Source organism: Rubripirellula amarantea, assembly GCF_007859865.1.
GTDB classification, from domain to species: domain Bacteria; phylum Planctomycetota; class Planctomycetia; order Pirellulales; family Pirellulaceae; genus Rubripirellula; species Rubripirellula amarantea.
On record NZ_SJPI01000002.1, the window covers coordinates 760,042 to 778,651 of the forward strand.

At 53.6% G+C, this 18,610-nt stretch carries 16 protein-coding genes; 9 read left to right on the forward strand and 7 right to left on the reverse strand.

Features of this window, described 5'->3' with window-relative positions; all coding sequences use genetic code 11:
- Positions 1 to 60: 60 nt before the first annotated feature.
- Positions 61 to 1,581 carry a sulfatase family protein gene (locus tag Pla22_RS16160; protein WP_242632192.1) on the reverse strand — a complete coding sequence of 507 codons (1,521 nt, stop codon included), beginning with the start codon at positions 1,579 to 1,581 and terminating at the stop codon, positions 61 to 63.
- A 345-nt stretch (positions 1,582 to 1,926) separates the two neighbouring features.
- Between Pla22_RS16160 and Pla22_RS16165 the strand changes: the two genes are divergently transcribed.
- From Pla22_RS16165 to Pla22_RS16180, 4 genes are all read left to right on the forward strand, one after another.
- Entirely contained in the window at positions 1,927 to 2,601 is a 675-nt protein-coding gene (locus Pla22_RS16165; protein ID WP_146515860.1) for a DUF4864 domain-containing protein, read from the forward strand.
- Complete coding sequence (locus Pla22_RS16170; protein ID WP_165440707.1) at positions 2,588 to 3,193, forward strand: sigma-70 family RNA polymerase sigma factor; 606 nt, start codon at positions 2,588 to 2,590, stop codon at positions 3,191 to 3,193. The genes Pla22_RS16165 and Pla22_RS16170 overlap by 14 nt, the downstream gene beginning before the upstream one ends.
- A 45-nt stretch (positions 3,194 to 3,238) precedes the next feature.
- Positions 3,239 to 4,072: a zf-HC2 domain-containing protein gene (locus Pla22_RS16175; protein WP_146515862.1), complete on the forward strand. Its 834-nt coding sequence runs from the start codon at positions 3,239 to 3,241 to the stop codon at positions 4,070 to 4,072.
- 224 nt (positions 4,073 to 4,296) lie between these two features.
- Positions 4,297 to 5,289 (forward strand): archaemetzincin, encoded by a 993-nt coding sequence (locus tag Pla22_RS16180; protein ID WP_146515863.1) that lies wholly within the window; start codon positions 4,297 to 4,299, stop codon positions 5,287 to 5,289.
- A 103-nt stretch (positions 5,290 to 5,392) separates the two neighbouring features.
- On the opposite strand, the gene Pla22_RS16185 is transcribed toward Pla22_RS16180, so the two are convergent.
- From Pla22_RS16185 to Pla22_RS16195, 3 genes are all read right to left on the reverse strand, one after another.
- Positions 5,393 to 6,388 carry a serine/threonine protein kinase gene (locus Pla22_RS16185; RefSeq protein WP_146515864.1) on the reverse strand — a complete coding sequence of 332 codons (996 nt, stop codon included), beginning with the start codon at positions 6,386 to 6,388 and terminating at the stop codon, positions 5,393 to 5,395.
- A 145-nt stretch (positions 6,389 to 6,533) separates the two neighbouring features.
- On the reverse strand, positions 6,534 to 7,466 hold the full coding sequence (locus Pla22_RS16190; RefSeq protein WP_146515865.1) for a putative 2-dehydropantoate 2-reductase: 933 nt from the start codon (positions 7,464 to 7,466) through the stop codon (positions 6,534 to 6,536).
- Positions 7,463 to 9,469, reverse strand: a complete 2,007-nt coding sequence (locus Pla22_RS16195; RefSeq protein ID WP_146515866.1) for an arylsulfatase — start codon at positions 9,467 to 9,469, stop codon at positions 7,463 to 7,465. The genes Pla22_RS16190 and Pla22_RS16195 overlap by 4 nt, the downstream gene beginning before the upstream one ends.
- 187 nt (positions 9,470 to 9,656) lie before the next feature.
- Between Pla22_RS16195 and Pla22_RS16200 the strand changes: the two genes are divergently transcribed.
- The 4 genes from Pla22_RS16200 to Pla22_RS16215 all read left to right on the forward strand — a co-directional run bounded on the left by Pla22_RS16200 (position 9,657) and on the right by Pla22_RS16215 (position 12,667).
- A complete protein-coding gene (locus Pla22_RS16200; RefSeq protein ID WP_146515867.1) occupies positions 9,657 to 10,289 on the forward strand; it encodes a TerB family tellurite resistance protein in 633 nt (210 codons plus the stop codon).
- Positions 10,290 to 10,505: 216 nt separating this feature from the next.
- Positions 10,506 to 11,021 carry a TadE family protein gene (locus Pla22_RS16205; protein ID WP_146515868.1) on the forward strand — a complete coding sequence of 172 codons (516 nt, stop codon included), beginning with the start codon at positions 10,506 to 10,508 and terminating at the stop codon, positions 11,019 to 11,021.
- A 32-nt stretch (positions 11,022 to 11,053) separates the two neighbouring features.
- Positions 11,054 to 12,181, forward strand: a complete 1,128-nt coding sequence (locus tag Pla22_RS16210) for a VWA domain-containing protein (RefSeq protein ID WP_165440708.1) — start codon at positions 11,054 to 11,056, stop codon at positions 12,179 to 12,181.
- 24 nt (positions 12,182 to 12,205) lie between these two features.
- Positions 12,206 to 12,667: a TadE/TadG family type IV pilus assembly protein gene (locus Pla22_RS16215; protein WP_146515870.1), complete on the forward strand. Its 462-nt coding sequence runs from the start codon at positions 12,206 to 12,208 to the stop codon at positions 12,665 to 12,667.
- A 120-nt stretch (positions 12,668 to 12,787) separates the two neighbouring features.
- On the opposite strand, the gene Pla22_RS16220 is transcribed toward Pla22_RS16215, so the two are convergent.
- Positions 12,788 to 14,560: a SulP family inorganic anion transporter gene (locus Pla22_RS16220; protein WP_146515871.1), complete on the reverse strand. Its 1,773-nt coding sequence runs from the start codon at positions 14,558 to 14,560 to the stop codon at positions 12,788 to 12,790.
- Between the two features lie 365 nt (positions 14,561 to 14,925).
- Here Pla22_RS16220 and Pla22_RS16225 point away from each other — a divergent pair, with 365 nt between their 5' ends.
- Positions 14,926 to 15,759 carry an endonuclease/exonuclease/phosphatase family protein gene (locus Pla22_RS16225; RefSeq protein WP_146515872.1) on the forward strand — a complete coding sequence of 278 codons (834 nt, stop codon included), beginning with the start codon at positions 14,926 to 14,928 and terminating at the stop codon, positions 15,757 to 15,759.
- A gap of 215 nt (positions 15,760 to 15,974) precedes the next feature.
- On the opposite strand, the gene Pla22_RS16230 is transcribed toward Pla22_RS16225, so the two are convergent.
- Together Pla22_RS16230 and Pla22_RS16235 are read right to left on the reverse strand one after the other, a co-directional pair.
- A complete protein-coding gene (locus Pla22_RS16230; protein WP_146515873.1) occupies positions 15,975 to 16,967 on the reverse strand; it encodes a hypothetical protein in 993 nt (330 codons plus the stop codon).
- A gap of 599 nt (positions 16,968 to 17,566) precedes the next feature.
- The gene (locus Pla22_RS16235; RefSeq protein ID WP_146515874.1) at positions 17,567 to 18,550 is read right to left on the reverse strand and encodes a DUF1573 domain-containing protein; all 984 of its coding nucleotides are present in this window, start codon (positions 18,548 to 18,550) and stop codon (positions 17,567 to 17,569) included.
- Positions 18,551 to 18,610: the final 60 nt, after the last annotated feature.

The following is an 18,610-nucleotide window of genomic DNA, read 5'->3' on the forward strand; positions in this document are numbered from 1 at the left end:
GATGTTTTCAAGGAGGGACGTTAGTTGTCGAGGAAGCCGAACGATCCACGAAGCAATGGCCTAGCGGCTTCGGTCGGATTCGATGATTGTCGCAAGCTTAGTTTCCAAACGCTTGGCAATATCGGGATACTGGTCAATCACATTCGTCGTTTCGGAGGGATCGTTTTCGAGGTCGAACAATTGTAGTCGATCCACCGGAGTGTTTTCTAGCAACTGCTCGACTACCACGTTACGGGCTCGTTTGCGGTCGTAGCGATGCAATTTCCAGCGACCACTGCGTAGCGCGTAAGTACCCGTGTTGCCGTTGTCTTGCTGAACTAAGTGATCGCGGCCCTCAGCGTCGGCTTTGCCAAGTAAGCAATCGAGCACGTTGAAGCTGTCACGGCACTGATCATCGGGAAGTTCCTGGCCGGTTAGCGCGGCGAACGATGATGCCATGTCAATGGTGCAAACGACTTCGTCGCTCACGCTTGGCTTGATTGTGCCTAACCAGCGTGTGATCAGCGGAGTCCGAGTACCGCCTTCATAAACGCTGTACTTTCCGCCGGTGAACGGTCCGCCGGCGCGGTGATCGCCAACTTTTTCGATCGCCCCGTCCGCGTAGCCGTCATCGAGAACCGGGCCGTTGTCGCTGCAAAATACTACGAGCGTCTTTTCGGCGATGCCTTGCTCGTCGAGTGTCTTCATTAATTCACCGACGCACCAATCAAGTTCCATGATGCAGTCGCCTCGAAGTCCGAGGCTGGTTTTGCCTTGGAAACGTTCGTGAGGCATTCGAGGAACGTGTATGTCATGAGCCGCGAAGAAAAGGAAGAATGGTTCGTCCTTATGGTTGCTGATGAACTGATTCGATTGCTCCACCCACTTGTCCGCTAAATCCTCATCGCGAAACCGTGCTGAGTGTCCGCCCGTGTAGAAACCGATACGACTGATTCCATTGTGGATAGTCGAGTTGTGCCCGTGCGTCCAATCCATCTTTAACGAATCGCGATGCGTGATTCCCGTCGGGTGATCGGGACTTGGAATTTTGTCGCCGACCCACAATGGATCTTCGGGATCAAGGTTCAAGACCCGATGATCCTTGACGTAGACCTGAGGCACCCGGTCATTTGTGGTGGGAAGCAGAAAGCAAGTGTCGAAGCCAATTTCAAGTGGTCCCGGATTTAGTTCGCCGTTCCAATCGGGGCCCTGCTCGCCGCCAAGTCCGAGGTGCCACTTACCGATCACTGCGGTGGCGTAACCGGCATCATCAAGCAGCGAGGCAACGGTAGTGGTGCCAGGCTGAATGATTGCTGGACCGTTGGGCGGTGCGATGCCCGTGTTCTTGCCGCGAAAAGCGTAAGTCCCCGTCAAGAACGAATATCGAGTCGGAGTGCAGGTCGATGCGGAACAGTACCCGTTGGTGAACTGGACTCCCTCGCTCGCCAACTTATCGATGTTGGGAGTCGAGATCGCGGTGGCGCCATAGCAAGACACATCACCGTACCCCAAGTCATCCGCCATGATCACGATGATGTTGGGTCGATCGTTAGTCTGTGCCACCAGTTGTTGGTTAAGGCACAGTAACGAAACAATCGCCATGGTGACGACAATCGGCAACGCATTTAGCGACATCAAGCGCATGGGTTTGGGTTGGTCAGCGGTCGAGGACAAGAAGTTTCTCCTAGAATGAGTCTGAATCGAAAAGGTCTGGATTGGGAAAGTCGGAAGCGCAAACAGTTAGCCGGTTTGGTTCGTGGCAGCTTCTTTGGTGTTGCACGTCACGAAACGGGCTTGAACTTGGCGATTTGCACTCAGGGAGGGACTACCAATTGTAATAAAAGTGCGAAGCTGTGAGGTTATCGTCTGGCCGGATACAATCAATCTCACACGGGATTCCGACTGCCTGATGGTTTTTGTGTCGACAACGGGCTTTGTTTCTATTGAATGCGCAGGTTTCTATTGAACTACCGGCCTGATCATCGAATTCTGATAACGGTTTGCGCCGCATTCTTTTCAGGCATCGTGGTAGGTTTGGCGTGGTTTCTTTGGTCGTCCGGGTTTGGGCAACCGCTGCTGGGGACGTCCTCTGCTAATTCGCGAGTACCAATCGCCGCCGGCGTAGACCTGGACGAAGGATTTGACCCGTCGATCGCCGATCCAACGCTGACCCCTGGCGAAGTCGTTTCAAAACAATTGCGGTCTTTGAAGGATTCCGGGACGAATCCGAAAAGTCTGAAGGTTTGCTACAGCCTCGCTTCCCCAGGGAATCGTTCGATTACCGGTCCGATTGGTCGATTTGCGGACTTGTTTCGTGACGGCCCCTATTTTCCGCTGGTGGGACATCAAGATGCGATGATCGGGCGAGCCTCGATCGATGGTGACGAGGCGCTCGTTTTGGCGACCATTGTCGCAAAAGATGGTCAAACACACGCTTTTACCTTTCGATTGAGCCGCCAAGTTGCGTCAGATTTGAATGGCGCAGCAATTGCAGATAATGGCCAAACCGATGCCGCCAAGCCGGCTGGCGGATGTTGGATGACGGACGGCGTCTTACCCGTGCTGCCTATTCCCGAGCCGAATAAACATGACGCCACTCAGGCTCCCGATGAAGGAAAATAGAGCGATCGATCCTACCGCGACTGACGAAGATCTGATGCTGGGGATCTGCGGTGGCGATCGGGCTAGCTTCCGTGAACTCTATGATCGGCATCGTAGTTTGGTGTACACCGTGGCATTGCGGGTCTGCGGTCAGGAGTGCAATGCCGAGACGGTCACGGTGACGGTGTTTTGGGAAATCTGGAAAAAACCGACAAGCTGGAATCCAGAGCGTGGTCCCATCCGTACCTATTTGTTGTTGCTCGCTCGCAGTCGTGCTCGCGATTTGCTGCGATCCGAAGCCAGGCACAGCGTTGAGAATCGTGGCTTGGCCGAAGAGTTAACGCATCACCGAACACAATTACAGGAAACGGTCGATCCAGCTTTAAAACTACAGAACAGCCAACGGGCTAGACAGCTTCGGGCAGTCGCGCAAGAGTTACCTGCCGATATTCGCGAAGTATTGGACCTCGCTTTTTTCGGAGGATTGACCCATCTAGGTATCGCAGAAGAACTCGGAGTTCCGCTCGGTACCGTGAAGTCGAGAATTCGTCGCGGATTGTCACAAATGCGAGAGCGTTTGACGGCTCTGAGCGAAGATTGGTTGACCCATTGATCACTGCCTTTTCAACACACTATTTCCATCGTACAGGTCACATCATTGAATTGTGAAACGTGCCAACGACATTTGGCTCAGTACGTCTTGGGTGACCTGGATCCGTCCGTCGCCCACGCGGTGGAGGAACATATCGAAAGTGGATGCGTGAGCTGTTTAAGCGAACTGACTTCGATCGGAAACTCGGTCGAGTGCCTGATCGAGGATTCTGCTTTGAAGAGTCCTAGCGATGCAACTTGGGAGCGGTTGGAGGAAGCCATCGAAAGCGATCGATCGCCAGAGTCAGCCGGACGAAACCAAGTTGATCGTTCGTCGTCGCTCGAAGAAACCCCGTCGTGGCTGAAACACGGATTCGCGGCCATGCTTGCGGTAGCTTGCGGGTTTATGATTGCGATCGTAGGTCTTAATTTTGTCAGCTCGGCTCCTGAACGCACCGCTGGCGACTTTTCCGCCGACCATCCGCCGACCTCACCATCGAACGTTCCGGTAGGTCAGTTCAGTGACGGGGCGCTTCCGAAATCGGGAGATCGACCGGCTTCGCATTTGGTTTCGTTTCGTGAACCTGAACGCCTAGAACGAGTTGCGGGGTCGATGTTCTTTGATACCAACGCCAAGCAGATTCATGTGCATGTCGAAATACCCAACGGTGACTCTTTCACCGTTTGGTTTGTCACTGAGGACCAAGAATGGATCGAAGCGGGTGAATTGGACCGACTCAGCAGCAATCACTTTGGCAAAGTGATCGATGTCCCCAAAACCGATAGCCCGATCGCTTACGCGGCAATCGTTACCACGACTGACGATCCTTCGCTCGATCCGGAATCGGCGGTCGCTTTGGTAAGTGACACGGTCGGCGATGCCATCCGCGCTTCGCTCTAATAGCGTTCATTCTTAGGCAATACGTCTCGAAGCCCAGCCAAACGCTTGCGTTGGCGTTTGGTGGATCAAGCACCAGCAGAATGCGATCCGATCACGGACATCTGAGCGGTGGCGGTCCGCTACAATGAAAGCTCCGTTGTCCTCTTTGGTTTGCAGAGTGAGTGGTACTAGTCAGACCGTTGCGGACGACTTTGCGTATCCTAGTTTTTGTTGGCGGCTTGGCTATGAATCGAACGCAGCGAATGTTTCTTTTGTCGGTGATGCTGGTCGCTGCTATTGCCGCGAGTCTTTTACTTCGATCCAACGGTCATTCCGACGACGGGACGTCCTTTCGGCCGCCGAGCGCGGTAGAGCGATCCGAGGCCGTTGGGAATCTCGGATCATTGGCGGAGTCCCTGCAAATTGCGTTTGATCCTCGAGATCAATCGTTTGCACCTATTCCCAAACCGGGGCTCTCGGATTGGTTGGCCAATCAGCAGGAGTTAGGTCAAACCTTTCAACAGTACGTTCGTTCGCATCCAAATCGTCCCAACGCTCGACGCCAAACGATCTATCTGCAACCGATTGGCGATATCGATTCGCAGGACGGACCTTCTCTCGACCAATTGGTTCTTTACGCTGAGTCGTTCTTCTCGTTGCCTGTCAAGCTGCTTCCAGCGGTAGCGGACGATCGCTTGCCGTTTACCGAACGATTGAACGCAGGGAATCGACAAATCCTATCGACGGACATTCTTCGGTGGCTTGAATCGAGGGTTCCCGACGATGCGTTCTGTTTGCTCGCTGTGACGATGGTCGATCTGTACCCGGATGACCAATGGAACTTTGTGTTTGGCCAAGCATCGTTAACCAATCGCGTTGGTGTTTACAGCTTTGTGCGATATCGTCCGGATGCTACCCACCAAGAGAAACGCGGCGGATCTCAATCGCTTATGCTTCGGCGTAGTTGCAAAGTTTTGTCGCACGAGACCGGACACATGTTTGGGCTAAAGCACTGCGTCTACTTCCGTTGCTTGATGAACGGTTCGAATCATCTCGACGAAGCCGACGCGCAACCGAACCACTTGTGTCCGGTCTGCTTGCGAAAGCTGCAATGGGCGTGCAAGTTTGACGTTGCCGATCGTTACTCAACTCTCAAACGCTTTGCCGAAACGGCTCAATGGGAAGACGAGGCGTTGTGGTTGCAACGACGTTGTGCCTCAATCGACCCAGCACGTTGACCCAGCAAGTTGAGCCAGCAAGTTAACCCTACATGTAGACCCTGCACGTTGACCCGAGGAAAACGTCCGCCCGATAGGAAATTCGCGTGGTGAATCGCCGAGGCTAATAGAGCGCGATTAGCTTTTCTAGCTCTTCGTTGAATTCACGCATCGTTTGGTAGCGGGCGGCAACCTGCTTTGCGGTGGCGCGTGCGAAGATGGCGTCGGCTAACTTTGGGATATCTCGTTCGGGCGAACGTTCGCTCGGCGGCGTCGGTGAACGAGAGCAGATGTTGTCGAACGTGTCGCTTTGATCGACGCCTCGAAAAGGTTCGGCGATGGCCAGGGCCTCGTATAAGCAGACTCCAGCGGAGAACACATCGCTTCGTTCATCCACGTTGCGGTTTGCAATTTGTTCGGGCGACATGTAGGTCGGCGTTCCGATGACCTGTTGTGCCGGCGTCAAGGCTTCCATGCGGAAGGGTTCTTCCCCATGTTGTACGGGTTCCTCGGGCTCGGTTTGGCTGCTGCGAATCGGTTTTCGATCGGGATTCGGTTCCGCTTGGTCGTAATAGGATTGTCCCCAGACCTTGGCCGAGCCCCAGTCGAGCAAGGTGACTTCGCCAAAGTTACCGACATAGATGTTCTCTGGCTTAACATCGCGATGAATCACGCCTCGCGCGTGAGCGAAGGAGAGCGCGTGGCAAACATCGTGCAAAACTTCCAAACGTCGCTTGGTAGGATAAGCCTGGATCGTGCTTTCGTTCTTTTGCGCGATCTTGCGAATCACATCGAAGAAGTTTTCGCCCGAGATCCGCTTCATCGTGTAAAAGATTCCATCGTTGCGATCTTCACCGATCTCGTAAACCGGCACCGTGACCGGGTGCGGCAATTGCGCGGTCACGCGAGCCTCGCGAAGCAAGCGTCGACGGTGTTTGCGGTCGAGTCGGTACTCTGGCAGCAACGTCTTGATGACGACAGTGCGACCGATGATCACATCAAAACCCGATTCCAGTAGCCCGTTGCCACCGCGAGCGATTTCATGCCGATCGGTATAACGTTCGAGTCCGTGTGGAACGTCGGATGGCAACTGAGTGTCAGTATTGGAGATGAAAAGCATGAGACGCCATTCAATGAAATTTGATGTAAGGTAGGTACCGGTTCACTGTCCTTTAATCCACCAGCTATTCGCCTCGGCGTGGCAGCTTTGCCAACTGTAGCGACTTGTTCGTGCCGCAAATCGCGTGTGTGATCAAAGTTGCATGCTATGCCGAGTGTTTTCGACCCAAAAACGAAAGCTGATCCGCTAGTGTGGCAACAGCAGGCATCATAACACCTGCACGCTCCGCTGCCGCGAGTGGACGTCGAAAGATTGCGTCAATTTCCATCGGACGCCCGGCCAAATAGTCCAACCGCATGCTGCTGTCGTAGGGCACCATCACGCGTGTCGCCTCCATTGTCTTTTCTTTGAACATCTCAGGGATCATCACGCCACATCCCGCGGCCCCCGCATGCACTTCGTTGATGATGCGTTTGGCCAGTGCGACTGAGTTGTTGTCTTCAATCAGTTCTTTGGTCGACGCGTTGAGCACGACGGACAAGCCATTGAAGGGGATGTTCCAAAGCAACTTGCGCCACCGAGTCATCGGCAAGTCGTGCGTTGCGTTAACCTCAATTCCAGCCGATTGAAATTCCGATTCGATACGTCGTGCGCGTTCCGAGATTGGGATCGCGGTGGGCCCCCATTCGCCAAACACGATGCGGCCTTGATCGAGGTGGCGGATGTGACCAGGCCCAACCTTGTTGCTGCATAGAAAACAAGAACCACCCAGGACACGATCGTTGCCAACGATTGCCGCTGCATCACTTTCTACATCGAGCCCATTTTGCAAACACAGCACCACGCCCGCGCCGCAGGTGGACGGTGGCAACAATTTTTCGAGCAAATGGTTGTTGGTCGTCTTGAGCGCCAACAACGTGACATCGCATGGCGGAATCGATTCGGCACGGTTGTGGGCATGAACCGACGGCAAATGAAAGTCACCCCAGATGGATTCGACCGTCAATCCATGTTGCTTGACGAACTCGTAGTCGCTGTGCAGCAGAAAATGAACCTCGTGGCCAGCCTTTGCCAACAATGCTCCATAGAGTCCGCCGAGCGCACCCGAGCCGATGATCGCGTAGCTTTGTTTCGTCATTTCTTATCACTCGTGCGATTGAATTCCAACTTTATCTTTGGCGCTTGGTCGCCTTCTACCAATGCGATGCACGTTAGCGGATGAGTACCGACACCTAGTTTGATGGTTTCGGACCTAGTCGTTGAACCGTCGTAGCCGAAATCAGCGTCCAGCAGAGCGATGTCATGCAGACGCACGAAAGACTTCACGTCACTTTGCAGCGTGAACGTGTAGTGTCCTGGCTGGTCAATCTGGATGTCTTGCGTCCAAACGGCCGCACCACGTTCCGAAGGCGACGATTCGGCGAGTTCACCTAGACGTGGTGTCCGAACGCGAGTGATTCCCTCAAAGATCGAAGGGTGAGGTACGTACTCGAAGGCTCCGGGTAGAAACTGAATTTTGACCGCGTCGTTTCCCTTGGTTGATGAACGGTCAGCCTTGTATCCAGGAACAGCAATTTGGTCGTACGGTCGCGGTGCCGATTCGTTGGGACGCCTCATGCGAGCGACTTGATTGCGAAGCTTCTTGCTGGTCGCGGGCATCTGCGAAGCGATGTTCGTTTGCTGCGTTGGATCATTCTCTCGATCAAACAACATGAAGTCCGAAGACGGCTTGGTGATATTGAATCGAACAGCACTGTTGCCTTCGATTTGCATGGCTTGCATTTGTCCGCGACGTTGGTTGCGCTTCCACTCAGGAAAGCTTTCATAGTTTGGTGTCTTACCCCGGTTAAGGTACTCGACATAAATCGTGCTAGGCTTGCCGCTGCCTTGGGTCCAACGCGGGAGCAACGAAACGCCATCCGTGCGGGCGGGGGCAGCCTGGCCTGCGATGTCTGCTAGCGTGGGCATCCAATCGTGGAACTGCGAGGGTTGATCGTCGATCTGGCCCGGCGCGATCTTACTGGGCCACCACGCTAATGTTGGAACTCGGATTCCGCCTTCCCAAACGTCTCGCTTGATTCCGTCAAAAGGACCGAATGAATCGAACGAGTCCGGTGAGTAGCGAATACCTTCAAGATAGCTTTCCTCGTGAGGTCCATTGTCGCTCGACAAAACGACCAAGGTGTCTTCAGCGATTCCTAGTTCGGTAAGCGTGTCCAAGAGATCGCCTACGCAATCGTCGATCCGTCGAACCATGGTCGCGAACCGCTGTTCCACATTTGTCCAAGATGGATCACTACATTCAGGGTGGTAGTAGGAATCGATGGTGCCGGTAGCCGTGTTGATCATTTGGCCTGGCTTTCCAAGCCACTGGATTCCTCCCTTCACGCCCGTGCCCTCGGGATATTCCATCGAAGGAACCTGCAGCGCAGCGTGAGGCGTATCGTAGGCCAAGAAGAGAAAGAAAGGTTGATCGGGTTGGGTGGAGTGTTGCGAGATCACAAAGTCCTTCGCTTTGGCCGTGAAGAGATCGGTGGTGTAGCATCCCTTCAAGCTCGCCGAGACCTCTTCGTTGTTGTGCCAGACCTCCTTGGGTGTTTGGTGATTCTCGCCATTACCCAGCGGCCAATCATGAGCGGGATAGTGAATGTGGCCATCGACGTGGCGCACATATCCGTAGAATTCGTCGAAGCCTCGCTTGGTCGGATAAGCGGGCCAGTTCATTGCGGAATCGCCTGGGCCTTGTAGCCCGTACTTACCAATCAATGCGGTGCGGTATCCGGCCAACTGCATCACGGTTCCGAGAGTGTGATTGTCTTCCAAGGCCTTATCGAATTGGTTGTCGCGGATCTCGGCGTGTCCTTGATGCACGCCCGTCAGCAGAGACGCCCGCGCAGGGGCGCAAACTGGTGCGGCGCAGTAGTGCGAACGGACTTGCACCCCTTCGGCCGCCATGCGGTCCAAGCGAGGCGTAGCAAAGTCTTTATGGTTAGGATCGGAATTCTGGTGCAGTATTCCTAGATCTCCCCAGCCAAGGTCATCGCATAAAATAAATATGACGTTGGCGGGTTGGGTCTCGTCGGCGACGACAAGCCCCACGCTAAGCGAATAGATGCAAAGCAGCGCGAAAAGCGTTTTCATGAGATGGCCTGGTAAAATGTTAAGGTGAATTGCGATGCGATTGATCTACTCAACTCAGAGGCTAAGCACCATCGTTTCGTGGCTCGATAAGAGTATATTGGAATCAGCACCTCAATCGTAACCACACCGTGTTCAGAACCTTCCGGCGAGTCCCGTTCACCGTCGGTTCCATCCTTGGCGAATAGACATGATTTTGATCGGCACGATGAATTTGACGCGGACTCGCGACACGGGCAACTTTTACTGCCCCACGTGTAGCGTCGATCAAACTTATCGTTTGCGTTCGCGGCGTCCGTTTCTGACGCTGTATTTCATCCCCACTGTGCCTGTGGGTGCGGCGGAGCTGTTCGTCCAGTGCGACCAGTGTCGTTCAACGTGGGACGTTTCGGTCCTTGAAATGGACAAGGAAACGCACGAGATGGCGATTGCCGAACAGTTTCGCACCGAAGCAATCCGCGCGTCTGTTTTGGTCACCTTGGTCGACGGAACCATTAGTGAAGAAGAGATTAATGGTTTGTTGAAGGTATCGCGGGGAGTCTTGGACTATGACCTTGATCGCGAAGAACTAGGGCATCTGTGTTCGGTCGCTCGTCAGAACCAAATCGAAGCGACGAACTATGTGCTGACGGTGTCACGACGGTGGACACAAGAGCAAAAAATGAAGGCGATCGAAGCGATGTTCTTAGCCGCGACCGTCGACCCAGAAATGTCCGACGTGAAATTGCAGGTCCTAGCGAGAATGCGAGAAGTGCTGGATTTGACGGATCGCGAGTATCAAACAGCGATCGAGCGTGGTTTGGATCGCAACGATCTTGCTTGATTGCGATATCAACACGACAAAATTGCAGTGTCAACACGGTGAAACTGTGACAACCGTTACGTTTGTCCACTTTGCGACTTGAATCATGTTGCAAAGACGCGGCAAACTGCCGATCGACGGATTCTCAACCTAGCTTTTCGATGCAGGCGGACACCACCGGACTTGTAGTCGGATCGGCGCTGCCTTTGTGCACTTGTCCTTTGTCACAAAGATCTCATGATCCGGTCACTTCAACTATCCGCTTCTCAATCGCTGGCGAGACGCTGCGTGGCCAAACCACGCCGGGCCGCGGTGCACCCGCGCAAGCCTGCGCAAGTTGGCGACGTTGGTCAACGTAGTACATTTGCGAAGTCGCATCCTGTTCGCGGCGTTGCGGTCGTCGAGCTTGCGATCTGTTTGCCGCTGCTGGTGTTTGTTCTGTTGGGCACCATCGAAGCGTGCCACATGATTCACCTCAAGCAAGACCTGTCGGTGGCTGCCTATGAAGGCGTGCGAATTGGTGTGCTTCCAGGATCGAGCAAGACTGCCATTGAAACGCAGTGCAACATGTTGATGGAAGATCGCGGAATCAAAGGGTACAGCATTACGATCAGTTCCGACCCCAAGACACTCACGCGAGGCCAACCGTTGACCGTTACCGTCGCCGCCCCTTGCACTCAGAACTCACTCGTCGGTGCGGTTCTCTATCAAGACAAAACCTTGACTGAATCCATGGTCATGCGTGTCGAATGATTGGTCCCTCTCGAATCGAAAGATCATCGAAGATGAAAGCACATCGCAACTCAACAAGTTGTCATTCACGTCACGGGTCCACCATGATCGCGGTGATGGCAATGTTGCCGTTCCTGCTAATCATGGCCGCGATGGCGATCAATCTGTCCTATGTGCAATCGATTCAGACGAAAACACAAATGGTCACGGATGCCGCGACGCGAGCGGCTGGGACGCAGTACGCGACCACCGAAAGCGAAGCGGCTGCGATTTCAGCGGCGCAAGCCATAGCGGCCGCCAACCCTATCGAAGGCATCACGCTAACGTTTACACCATCGGATTTTGAGTTTGGTGTGAGCACTCGTAGTAGCACTACCAGCCGATACAGCTTCGCCGCCGGGGGGCCGGGCAACGCCGTTCGACTGTCGACCAACAGTTTTGCTTCGGGAACCGGTGCGGCTTTGACTCCTGCGTTTCCTCTGTTCGGCAATGACTCTGAAATCCGTCCCCTCTGCACCGCGGCACACACTCAACTCGCGCTCGACATCGCCATCGTTGTCGACCGCAGCGGTTCGATGTGCTTTTCGACTTCAGAAGACTCGATGAGCGGATCACCACCGGCATCGGCGCCCGTGGGATGGAATTACAGCGGGCCGGTTCCGCCCAATAGTCGTTGGCTAGATGTGGTTGATGCGGTGAATGGCTTTTGTGACGAGCTGGAAGCGACGTACGGCATAGAGCAGGCATCGCTTTCGAGCTACGAAACAAACAGTGCAACCCATGTCATGTTGACGAGGTACTACAGCAACATTCGCAATGCACTCGACGACATCAGCGACGATTTCGACGGGCAAGCAACGAATGTTGGCGATGGAATCCTAGAGGGAGTGGCGTGTCTGAACGATCCTTCGAAAGCTCGCAGATGGGCGACCAAGGTGATGGTGTTGCTAAGCGATGGCAATCACAACACTGGGACCGATCCGTACGTTGCTGTGGATTCTGCCATTGCCGGTTCGATTCCGATCTACACCGTCAGCTTTAGTGACGAAGCGAACACGATCCTGATGGAAGACATGGCTTCGATGACGGGCGGCAACCATTACAGCGCTCTTAACGCAAGCCAACTCAACGCGGCTTTCCGCGATATCGCTCGCAGCTTGCCGTCCATTTTGACTCAGTAACCCAACGACTATTGAAGTCCCTTGATGATGAAGTATTCCTTAGCTAAGCGACCAAGTTCACGGCAACACGCACCCACGGGCGCGGTGGCGGTTGAGTTTGCAATATCGGCCGCAGTTCTCTTGCTCATCATCTTTGCGTCGATCGAGTTCACTCGCATGTCGATGGTTCGTCACGCAGTTAAGCATGCCTCCTATCTCGCTGCTCGGCAGGCAATGGTGGTCGGAGCATCGACTGCGGAAGCCGAAGGCGTGGCGTTAAACCACTTGCAGAACGCTGGATTGTCGTTTGGGTCCGTGAATGTGAATCCAGCGACGATCACCGATGACACTCAAATTGTCGAAGTGACCGTGAACGTGCCGGTTCACGGTAACAGTTGGATTGCGCCGGTCTACTTCAGCGGTGACATGACCGGGCGAACTCGCATCTTGGCTGAACGAGCTCCCGCTAGAATGGCAGAAGCTGTTCCCGCCGGTCCAGCGCCGTAAGCTGCTTCAAAACGCGGCGCCGTGAGGCTGCGAAACACCACAGCACAATGACGTGACGTGACGTGCCATATCATTTCATGTCAGGCATGTCGCAGCGTGATTAGCCTCGCAGCATAGCGATTATGCGAGGCGATCGGTCGCAATGTGGTAATGCGGATCTTCGGATACATTGACTTCGACCAAGTCACCGGCGCGATCGAGAAGCGTTCGACATTCGTTGCTCAGGTGAGTCAAGTGAAGGCGTTTGCCGGCGGCTTCGTACTTGTCTGCCAGACCATTGATAGCCTCGAGTCCCGATTGGTCGTACACGCGAGAATAGTAGAAGTCGATCACGACATCCTGAGGATCATCAGCGACGTCGAACAGCTCTTTGAAGGACGAAACCGAAGCAAAGAACAGTGGGCCGTGAATTTGGTAGATCTTGCTTCCAGCCTCGTTGTAACGCACTTCAGCACCCAAGTGCGTTGCGTGTTGCCAAGCGAATACTAAAGCCGAGACGATCACGCCTAGGATCACTGCGGATGCCAAGTCGTGCATGAATACCGTGTATCCGGCAACCAGAACCATCACGATCATGTCGCTCGCTGGCATACGTCGGAACATCTTCAACGACGCCCACTCGAACGTTCCGATCACGACCATGAACATCACGCCAACGAGCGCGGCCATCGGAATCTGCTCAATCAAGGGAGCCATGAACAAAACAAAAAGCAACAAGCAGACCGCAGCGGTGATTCCCGATAATCGACCTCGACCACCGGAATTCACATTGATCAACGATTGTCCGATCATGGCGCATCCGCCCATGCCACCGAAGACGCCGCAAACTAAATTGGCAACGCCCTGGCCAATGCACTCTCGATTACCTTGGCCGCGAGTTTCGGTGATCTCGTCAATCAGGGTCAGCGTCATCAACGATTCAATGAGACCGACGCCACAGAGGATCACGGCGAACGGAAGGATGATTCGCAAGGTCTCGAAATTGAACGGAACCATTTCGTAGTCGAGGAAGAACAGGCGAGGGAGCCCACCGCTGATTCCTGATGATGTTTCGGATAGCAGGATCGCTTCGGTGCCACTGGCGGCGCTAGCGGCCGCTTTCACGGTTTCGAGGTCGGTGCCCGCCTGCACGTCGGCGACCAAGGTTGTGTCCGGAACAAGGTCAGTGCCGGTGGCGCTTGCCAATGTTACTAAATCGGCTTCTGCTTCCTGGCGTAGTTCAGCAATGGCGGCCGCTTTGGTGTTCGTTTCCAACATGTCACCGACCGTTGCCAGAACATTTTCGCCTTCGGAATTGGACTGGTTAATGCCGATCGAAATCAGCGAAACGGCAAGGATAGCAGCGAGTGAAGCGGGAACCGCGCGAGTGATTTTGGGCAGCAACCAAATGATCGCCATGGTCAGCGCGACCAGTGCCAGCATCAGTCCCAAACGAATGCCACCTAAAAATTCCAAGGTGCCAGACGCAGAAAGTGTTTTGAAACTCCCTAGTTGAGCCATCCCGATGACAATCGCAAGACCGTTGACGAAGCCAAGCATGACCGGGTGAGGCACCATCCGAATCAGCTTCCCTAGACGTCCAAGACCAATTGCAATCTGCAGCAGTCCACAAAGGATCACGGTCGGGAACAGGTACTCAACGCCATGCTGGGCGACCAAGGCGACCACTACCACGGCCATAGCGCCGGTCGCACCGGAGATCATTCCGGGACGGCCTCCGAAGACAGCCGTGATTAAACCAATGAAGAACGCCGAGTAGAGGCCAATGAGCGGCGATACGCCAGCAACAAAGGCGAAGGCGATGGCTTCGGGGACAAGTGCGAGGGCAACGGTAAGACCGGACAGAACATCGTTCTTGATCGATCCAGATTCTTGACGGAAGAAATTCAGCATGAGGGGTCCAGAGATGTGAAAGAGAGGGTGAACTATAATGTCAGCCCTGTGACGGTCAACGTCGATTCGTGGAACCCCAGGGTGTTTGATGATCACCACTGGTAACGGATGTGACTTCAATCCCCGTTAGCCACGCCTTGAGGAAGCGCGTGCCACCGATAACGGCTCAGGCTCGATCCGAGACGTTCAAAAAGTATTTCAGGGATACTGATACACGGTCATCGCGATAAACTGCGGTACCGAGACTTTGGCACCAACCGTTCTTTTTGGTGCTGGTTCTTGATTAACCTTGACGCGTTCTTTGAGTCGCGTCTCCCTATCGAAACGACACCGCTCCCGTCCTTGCTTTGCCCCCTTCGTGCTTTATGAAACTTGCTTTGCCGCTGTTGATACTCGCTGTCTTGTTCACCACACGTGTTGCTGCGGAAGAAACCTCAGCCACCCATAAGACTCCGATTCGCATCCTTTCGTGGAACATCGAATCCGAAGGAGCCGACATCCATGTGATTGCGAAACAGTTGGCAGAGATGCCTCGCTACGACATTTACGGTTTGACAGAAGTCAAGGCCGAAGAATGGCAAGCGATCAAGGAAGCGTTGGGTGATGACTACGACTATTGGTACAGCCGCACCGGCTTCAACGACCGAACCGCCTACATCGTCAAAAAGGATCGCTTCGAAATCCTGAGTCGTGGCGAACTTGGTTCGTTTGATGGAATCATCATCAATCCCGGCAATTACCGATCGGCGCATGTGTACGAACTGTACGACCGATTGAACAAGACGGTCTTCACAGTCGTGCTGAATCACCTGGCCCGCGGTAAGGCCGAAGTTCGCCAGCAACAAGCCGAAGGGCTTCGTCGTTGGGCGTCCGCACTGAATCGTCCCATCATTGCGATCGGCGACTACAACTTTGACTATGTCTTTGCGACTGAGCAGGGTAATCGTGCCTTTGACGTCTTTGCTCAAGACGGTACGTTCGAGTGGGTGAAGCCCAATCCGCTTGTCGATTCCAATTGGTTCGATGGTAATGGTGACGGCGAGGATGACTACCCGGGATCAATCCTAGATTTCGCCTTTGTGGCCGGGGAAGCCAAGCATTGGCATCCGACATCGCGAGTGATCGTGCGTGACGGAGACTTCCCCGACGATAAGACCACCAGCGACCACCGCCCGCTGGAACTGGTGCTGGCACCTTAACGAAAGCAAGAAGCAGGCCAGAACAAGCAGCGAAGCCGTCGCGGCATTTTGCAGATACGAGACTCTGCCGGCCCGGCCTTGCTGGGCGTCTTGTTTCGTCCTACGAAAACTTGGCCTGGGTTTGGAAGTTGCATTTGCGCAGAATCGTTTACCCTTCAGTTGACACCAAGCACAGTGAGTTGCATCGCTCCAAACCTAGATCGAGATCTTGGCCTCTAGTCCCTTATCTTGGTTTCCTTCGTGTCTTTGTACAGATCGAGGGGAGCATCGTATTCGGGGTGGATGACATCGCGGTTGACAAGTGCGGCGTGCGGGAGCTTGAAGTGGTCAAACAACGCAGCTAGGTGATCCTCACTTTCGTAGATCGCATCCGGTACCTCGTCCCCCATCGCCCAATGGCACTTAAAGGTTCCCTCAGTGCTTGTAACGTTGTCGTCTATATCGCCGGATGCCGTTTCAATTTTGTGGGGTAGTAAATGTTTGCCATGCTTGGACCAATGGATTCTCATCTCCTGAAAATCGTTAGGTTTTCCATCAACGCGGACACTCGAGCGAACGGGCATCATCTCATAGGCTGGATCAAACTGGACTGTTTGATGCAATGTATATGTAGGCGAGAAAACAAAATCCCAGTGAGCTAGCAATCGCCCGCCCGTAGACTCCTCTGTTTTCTTGACACTGACTTGCTTCAGATACACCTTTTCGATTGCTCCTGGTGCATCACGAAGCTGCATTGCGTTAGCCCCCAGGAGGAAGTCATCATAAGGCTCGAAGCCGTCAGACATTGAGTATTGCTCAGACCAACTAGAGGGCCCTTTTCCCTTTGGCTTTACATCATAGGGACGCACGAACAGGCTTCCAGCATGCCTTCCCTTCCACACTTTGTCGATTCGAACGGTCTCCGCTCCGTGCTCAAGACCATCGGGATGCACTACAAAGTTGGCGTAGAGATCAAATTGTCGGGTCGAATCGGTGACGCGACAAAAAAAGTGGGGCATCACCCTTGGCGGACTTCCTGGACGAATTGACGTACTTTCGCCCTGCAAAACAACCGCAAAGCGTTTCAACATTTCATCGCGACGATCAATGATTTCACCAATTGTCTCGAACAGCTTGGCTTCACGGATTTCCGCTGAGTTAGGTGCTTGACCAACGGAGTGACGCATTGCAATAGGCAGCAGTCCGACGAACAGACAAATTAGTCGCATGGCAAATCCAAGATGAATAGGAAGAGTCTATTGGTATTAGAAATCAATCACGTTCAGCTGTCATCTCAAACCTCAGCCACCGGGCGCAGGATTACATGCCGGCCCACCAGCATCTGTGATATACGACGTAGGGTTGTCGTAAGTTACTGGTATCGTCGGATCGTTCCGACATACAATTAGTGTGCCAACTAAATTGGAAATACAGCGACACATGCCCTTCTGAACACATTTGAGATCGCGATATCTCGGAACGTTGCCTGGACCGGGATTCGTGGGGGACGGTACCGAGCCTATGGCTATGTCTTCCGCGTTAAGATCTGGGCCGGGTTTCTTGTAGTTATTTGAATGGCCCACGATGCACCCCATCCGGCCGTATTGCTGAGACCAAGTGCAACGGCCTGTGCAGGAAAAGACGTCGATTACATACTGTGACTCACTGTCCCACCAATCTTTGCAGGGCGTGGACGGCGGGTCGCCGGTTTCCGCCCAACATCCATGATTTGCTTCATCGCCAACCACCCAGTCAAACGGGTCCTGTCCAAGCACTGGACTGATCATGATGACCATCCATAAAAATACCATTGATAATCGCATCTTCTTTACCTTTTGATAATCGTAAGTGGAAACGAGAAATCATTCATCTGAACTGATAGCATGTGCTCTCCCGGCTCAAACACGTCTTCGATCAGAACTTTCAATACTCCGTTTTGCGGTGTCACCTTACAAGGCACGCATAGAGTTTGCCCATCAAACGAAATGCTCATCTCATCGGCCTTAACGAGCGGCTCGACATCACCGCGCAAATAAAACCGAAGTGTTTTTCCAGTCGCGATGATTCGCCGAGGCAAGGCGTCGACCATTCCTTTGTAGTGAACAGTCAGATTGAGACCCGCATAAGAACGGTCGCCTAAAGCAGGCGATACAGAAACATGGTCGTGGAATCGATCGGGCGCTCGGACCAATGTGGCAGATACGGACTCATCGCCATCGACGAAGTTCTCGACTTTGATACTGGCTGGTGAAACAATGAGTCGATCGATCCGCGTCGGTGCAAACTTCTTGATGACGATATTGGCCCTGTCATTCTTCCCAAACTCCATGGTCGTAGAAACGAGCGCCATCCGAGGCATTGTCTCAGCGATACCGCTCAAATGAAACTCTTTTTCGCCGAACGTGATCAACGCTTCCAAGCGAGATTTTCCAGCCGACTTAGGTCGGTAATCCACGAGAAGAATGTTCCGACCTCCCGCTTGAATTAGTTCTTCAACAGGAACAGCCGACGTGCAGCCACACGAAGTCTTCACATTCGCGATCGTAGCCGGCGCCTTTGAATCATTGACCAGGAGGACTTGACCTTGGATTTTGTCGTCCATGAATCCCAGAGGAATTTTCAACTCGACCTTGTTGTCGGCAGACAATACTACCACTCCAAGCCTTGCTCTCATGGCAAGTTGCTCATCCGTAAGCCTGATTTCTTCCGCCGAAGAAAGTTCGCTACCAGGGATCAGAAAAAGGATCCAAACCGATAGCCGATAGCCGATAGCCGGTTCATCTTTTTGCCCTAATCGAGTAAGAGCCCGCATTTCGCAAGCACAAACGAAAGATACCGCGACCTGGAATCGTCAGTCAAGCAAATTTCTAGG